General features: G+C 61.0%; 7 protein-coding genes and 2 pseudogenes. 6 read left to right on the forward strand and 3 right to left on the reverse strand.

Translation table 11 applies throughout. The annotated features are described in order from the left end of the window. Together FV227_RS27850 and FV227_RS27855 are read left to right on the forward strand one after the other, a co-directional pair. Positions 1-140: pseudogene (locus tag FV227_RS27850) on the forward strand (IS5/IS1182 family transposase); the annotation flags it as partial. A 38-nt stretch (positions 141-178) separates the two neighbouring features. Continuing rightward, positions 179-412, forward strand: a complete 234-nt coding sequence (locus tag FV227_RS27855) for a hypothetical protein (protein ID WP_147860407.1) — start codon at positions 179-181, stop codon at positions 410-412. 18 nt (positions 413-430) lie between these two features. On the opposite strand, the gene FV227_RS30515 is transcribed toward FV227_RS27855, so the two are convergent. Together FV227_RS30515 and FV227_RS27865 are read right to left on the reverse strand one after the other, a co-directional pair. After that, positions 431-640, reverse strand: a complete 210-nt coding sequence (locus FV227_RS30515; protein ID WP_348642548.1) for a DNA recombinase — start codon at positions 638-640, stop codon at positions 431-433. Positions 641-694: 54 nt separating this feature from the next. Beyond that, the gene (locus tag FV227_RS27865) at positions 695-898 is read right to left on the reverse strand and encodes a hypothetical protein (protein ID WP_147860408.1); all 204 of its coding nucleotides are present in this window, start codon (positions 896-898) and stop codon (positions 695-697) included. A 185-nt stretch (positions 899-1,083) separates the two neighbouring features. On the opposite strand from FV227_RS27865, the gene FV227_RS27870 reads away from it, so the two are divergent. Beyond that, on the forward strand, positions 1,084-1,332 hold the full coding sequence (locus tag FV227_RS27870) for a hypothetical protein (RefSeq protein WP_147860409.1): 249 nt from the start codon (positions 1,084-1,086) through the stop codon (positions 1,330-1,332). A gap of 104 nt (positions 1,333-1,436) precedes the next feature. Here FV227_RS27870 and FV227_RS27875 read toward each other — a convergent pair whose 3' ends face one another. Further along, on the reverse strand, positions 1,437-2,138 hold the full coding sequence (locus tag FV227_RS27875) for a response regulator transcription factor CtrA (RefSeq protein WP_147860410.1): 702 nt from the start codon (positions 2,136-2,138) through the stop codon (positions 1,437-1,439). Positions 2,139-2,250: 112 nt separating this feature from the next. Here FV227_RS27875 and FV227_RS27880 point away from each other — a divergent pair, with 112 nt between their 5' ends. From FV227_RS27880 to FV227_RS27890, 3 genes and pseudogenes are all read left to right on the forward strand, one after another. Continuing rightward, positions 2,251-2,679: a MucR family transcriptional regulator gene (locus tag FV227_RS27880; protein ID WP_246686675.1), complete on the forward strand. Its 429-nt coding sequence runs from the start codon at positions 2,251-2,253 to the stop codon at positions 2,677-2,679. A 331-nt stretch (positions 2,680-3,010) separates the two neighbouring features. Then, positions 3,011-3,418 carry a response regulator gene (locus FV227_RS27885; protein ID WP_246686676.1) on the forward strand — a complete coding sequence of 136 codons (408 nt, stop codon included), beginning with the start codon at positions 3,011-3,013 and terminating at the stop codon, positions 3,416-3,418. Positions 3,419-3,962: 544 nt separating this feature from the next. After that, positions 3,963-4,348, forward strand: a pseudogene (locus FV227_RS27890) (IS5 family transposase); the annotation flags it as partial. Positions 4,349-4,474 lie beyond the last annotated feature (126 nt).

A 4,474-nucleotide genomic window follows, 5' to 3' on the forward strand; every position in this document is an offset into this window, starting at 1 on the left:
AGTACCGCAATCTGGTCGAGCGGTTCTTCAGCATGATCAAGCACTTCCGTGCGGTCGCAACAGGGTACGACAAGGACCCGGAAAACTTCCTGGCCAGCGTCAAGCTCGCAGCCGTCCGCGTCTGGCTCAGGACTTTATGAGTCCGCGACCTAAGGCGGTTTGGAAGCCACACTTCCCCGTGCCTGATGTCGGTAATGAGCACTGCCTGGATCACGACAGTTTCCTAGAGCTACGCGGTATCATCGAGTATGACGATTATTCGATCGACAGCGCTCTGGATGAACCGGGCAACCACCTCGGGCAGCTCAGCCGGGGCACCATCGCGCGGCTTGTTGAGCACCTTCCAACTGCCCGCAATATCGCGAAGGTCGAGCGAGACAGGATCATCAAGAGCCTTTCGACCCTCCTCTAAGCTTGCCGCGGGCTCACCCTATAGAAACCCGCTCCATGCATGATCCTTGAACGCGTTCGCCCGTCGAACGTATCTGAGCACGGTCCGCGGGTCTCGATGCTCTGACACCTCCGTGATGCGCGCGAAGTCCGCGCCACGCTCGGCCGCCGTCGTCACGAACCCGGCCCGCAGGGAATGCCCGCCGAACGCCACCGGATCAAACCCCGCGGCCCCGGCGTACCGCTTCACGATGTCTCCGATGCTAAGATCCGTCAGTCCTCAGTCTACAGAAGCACGGGACGCTTACTCGTCGTCCCACGCCATCGTGTCCTGCCGGATCGAGGCTACCTCGGTTCCAGTGCCATCCACATCGATCACAAGGGCGATTTCGGCATCGCGGGTAGCGACTTCCTTCTCAGCAGTCCGTTTGGCAGCGGAGAGATCCTCTAGATCCTTCACTACGCTGACGATGGCGCCTTCCCGGTAGAAGTCGATGCGGTAGGTCATGCTTGACCATGCCATGCGCTCTCGCCGCAGCCAAGGTGGGGTCCGGACCCCGGCCATATTGATTGGCTCGATGTAAGAGATGCTACGCTGGCCATCGGCCTGGAACTGACGGCGGGCGAGTGGCGCACGCGGCACGTCTCGGAGCAGTGAGGTATTTGCCGACGGTAGGAGCCCAGCTGCCCTATATGGCGTTCATCGCGGTACGAAAGAGCACGATGGCCATTGAAGCAGCATTCCTCACCTACGCGACGAAGCGCATCGCCGACATCAGCCAAGCTGTTGAGATGATGGAGGCCAAGACCCGAAAGGTAAGCGAGGTGCAGCCTGGAGGGCAGGAGGTCGATATGACGGATCAGACCCTGGCTGCGTACAAGGCCGAGCGTGAAGCCCTGCAGGGGATCAAGAACGAGCTTGAGGCGGGAAATTCCGTCTAAAGACCGAACTTCGCGCCATCGTTTTTTTGGACACGTCGCAAGAAGGGTCGCCTTAAAGCAAGTGAGCCGTCGCTTAAGCTTTGTACCTTCAGCAGCATAGCTCCTCAGCTCGCCATAGCCCGCATTTCGTGTGCGCTCTCCCGCAGGACGTAACCGCGGCCCCATATGGTCTCGATGTAGTTCTTGCCCCCACTGGCGTTGGCGAGCTTCTTCCGAAGCTTGCAGATGAACACGTCGATGATCTTCAGCTCGGGCTCGTCCATGCCGCCGTAGAGATGGTTGAGGAACATCTCTTTGGTGATCGTCGTACCCTTCCGCAGGGAGAGGAGTTCCAGCATCTGGTACTCCTTGGTGGTCAGCGGAACCCGCTTCCCACAAATCTCGACGATTTTCTGGTCGAGGTTAATGATCAGGTCATCGATCGTGATTACCGCCTCGGCATGCCCCTGTGACCGGCGGACGATCGCGTGGATGCGGGCCACGAGGTCGTCCTTGTGGAACGGCTTGGTGAGGTAGTCGTCGGCGCCGAAGCCGAGGCCCTTCACCTTGTCCTCGATGCCGGCCATGCCCGACAGGATCAGGATCGGGGTCTTGACCTTGGCGACGCGAAGGCTGCGGAGCACTTCGTAGCCCGACATGTCGGGCAGGTTCAGATCGAGCAGGATGATGTCGTAGTCGTAGAGCTTACCGAGATCGATCCCCTCTTCACCGAGGTCGGTGGTGTAGGTCACGAACCGCTCGGATTTGAGCATCAGTTCGATGCTCTCCGCCACCGACGCATCATCCTCGACCAGCAGAACACGCATCGTCGAACCCCTGAAAAATTTTAAAAAATTCTAAAGCGCCATCCCTAACAGAACCTTGACGCCTAATTCGGTCAGTTGTTATGCGGAGCGAAAGGTATTTAAGGGTGATAACATGACCGGTGGTGCGATGCTCGTTTCAGAGCGTGACGAATTCGAGATGACGGCCGACCTCGTTGCCGCTTTCGTATCAAATAACAATGTCCCGGCCAGTGAATTGCCGGCGCTGATCACCAGCGTGCATGCCGCCATCACTGGTCTCGGCAACGGAGCCAAGGCTGAGGCTGCTATCCCCGAGAAGCCGACTCCCGCCCAGATCCGCAAGTCGGTCACCCCGGACGGCATGGTCAGCTTCGAGGATGGCAAGACCTACAAGACGATGAAGCGCCACCTCACGCTTCGCGGGCTCACACCGGAGAGCTACCGTGCGAAGTACGGCCTACCGTCTGACTATCCCATCGTATCGGCCGCCTACTCCGCCAAGCGGTCCGAGCTGGCGCGTTCACTCGGCCTCGGCCAGCTGCGGCGCAAGGCAGCCGCTTAGGCTCCTGAGACGGGAGGGGCGATCTCCTTGGCCGAAAGCCCGTGGTCAGAAGCCCAAGGCCGTAGAAGCCTCAGAGGCAGCCCCGAAGGCCCGCGGTCGCAAGAAGGTCGCCAAAGTGGCCTGACGCCGCTCAGCGACCCGTTCCGGCACACCTCGACACTCGCCACGGTGACGTGCTTCTAACCGGAGGAGCCGCATCCCACGTTCGGGCCAAGTTGCGTATCGGCCTTGCTGGTGAGATCCGGGGTTCCCCCGTCCCGTGAGCAGATCGGGACGGGGCCGAACCGAGGTCGCTGTAGAGGTTGATGTGACATCGCCACGATCGCTTCCCGTGCTCGTCGTGGACGATGTGCCTTTGATCCGTGCCGTGGTGCGGGCGACGCTCGAACAGGTCGGGCTGACCGAGGTACACGAGGCTGGCGATGGAGCTGCCGCGCTCGCGATGCTGAACCAGCGCCGCTACGGCCTCGTCATCGCGGATTGGAACATGCATCCGATGACCGGCTACGAGCTGCTCCGTCAGGTGCGCGACGATCCGCATCTCCGCGAGACGCCGTTCGTCATCATGACGACGAAGGAGCAGGCCCACTGCTTCGTCGCCGCACGTCGGGCCGGTGTTAATGCCTGCCTCATCAAACCGTTCATGCCGGCAGCCCTGCGCGAAACGATCAAGCAGGTTTGGTCTGGTAGCGGTACGCCAGCCGCGCAAGTCCAGGAAGCCGCGACGGTGCTGCTGTAGCCAAACACCTTCTAAGATTGCACGGTATCTACAACAGACCTCAACGCGTCGGTGAAGCGGGCTCGCGACCTAGGGTCGGCGGCGCGCAGATATGCTGTGACCATGGCGATAAGGTATGCTTCTTTTTGCTCTGCCAAGAGCTTGGCAGCATGCGAACCAGGAACTGCACTGAAGGTGGAGACGGGCAGGTCCAGGGCGCCCGCAACACGGGACAGTGCCCTCTCTACTTCGCCCACCGGATCGTCAGGCCCATCGCGCATAAGGTTCCTTCCCAGTATCGCTCTTGGAGCGTGATCCGGTCTTTCCCCTGAAGAGCCCGTACGAAGGGCATCGCCAACTTGGCACGGTAAGTCCATCATTGTGACTTGTGAAGGAGAGGCCATCAGACTTCCGCTGGAACCGTTCTGGTGTTTTTTGACTAAAGCGGTATCTCGGTATCAGCCGTGAGAGGGCAGAATGCGGGTCAACGCGATCGATGGCTTCCATGAGGATTTAGAGCGCCTAACAGAACGGCACCCTGAGCGTTGATGTGCGTTGGTGTTTCATGGCCCGCGCACTTCTTCCCGACGATCTCTGGGACGAGATCGCCCCGCTGCTTCCGCCTCCCCGACCCCGTCCGAAAGGCGGTCGACGGCCTATCAAGAACCGGGCGGCCCTGACAGGCATCCTGTTCGTGCTGCGCTCTGGATTGCCCTGGGAGATGCTGCCGGCCGAGATGGGCTGTGGCTCGGGCATGACGTGCTGGCGCCGCCTGCGGGACTGGCAGGCGGCGGGCGTCTGGATCCGCCTGCATCAGGTGCTGCTGGGGCGACTTTACGAAGTCGGCCAGCTCGACTGGAGCCGGGCCAGCCTGGACAGCGCGTCTGTCCCGGCGAAAAAAGGGGCTCTGCCACAGGCCCGAACCCGACGGATCGCGGCAAACCGGGCACTGTGTAGGGCGGTGACAAAACCATCCACTGGAGCGTCGGCGGGGTGCTGATGCGGCCGGGGTAAAAGCCGGCCAGTGGAGAGGCTTCTCTTTCGGGAGGGGCCCAGGATGTTTGCCGTGGAAGTCTA

The sequence above is a fragment of the Methylobacterium sp. WL119 genome (assembly GCF_008039875.1).
Classification (GTDB): domain Bacteria; phylum Pseudomonadota; class Alphaproteobacteria; order Rhizobiales; family Beijerinckiaceae; genus Methylobacterium.

Coding starts and splice junctions, on each gene's coding strand:
- FV227_RS27865 (WP_147860408.1), bottom strand. CDS start 898: ATGACCTACCGCATCGACTTCTACCGGGAAGGCGCCATCGTCAGCGTA.
- FV227_RS27870 (WP_147860409.1), top strand. CDS start 1,084: ATGGCGTTCATCGCGGTACGAAAGAGCACGATGGCCATTGAAGCAGCA.
- FV227_RS27875 (WP_147860410.1), bottom strand. CDS start 2,138: ATGCGTGTTCTGCTGGTCGAGGATGATGCGTCGGTGGCGGAGAGCATC.
- FV227_RS27880 (WP_246686675.1), top strand. CDS start 2,251: ATGACCGGTGGTGCGATGCTCGTTTCAGAGCGTGACGAATTCGAGATG.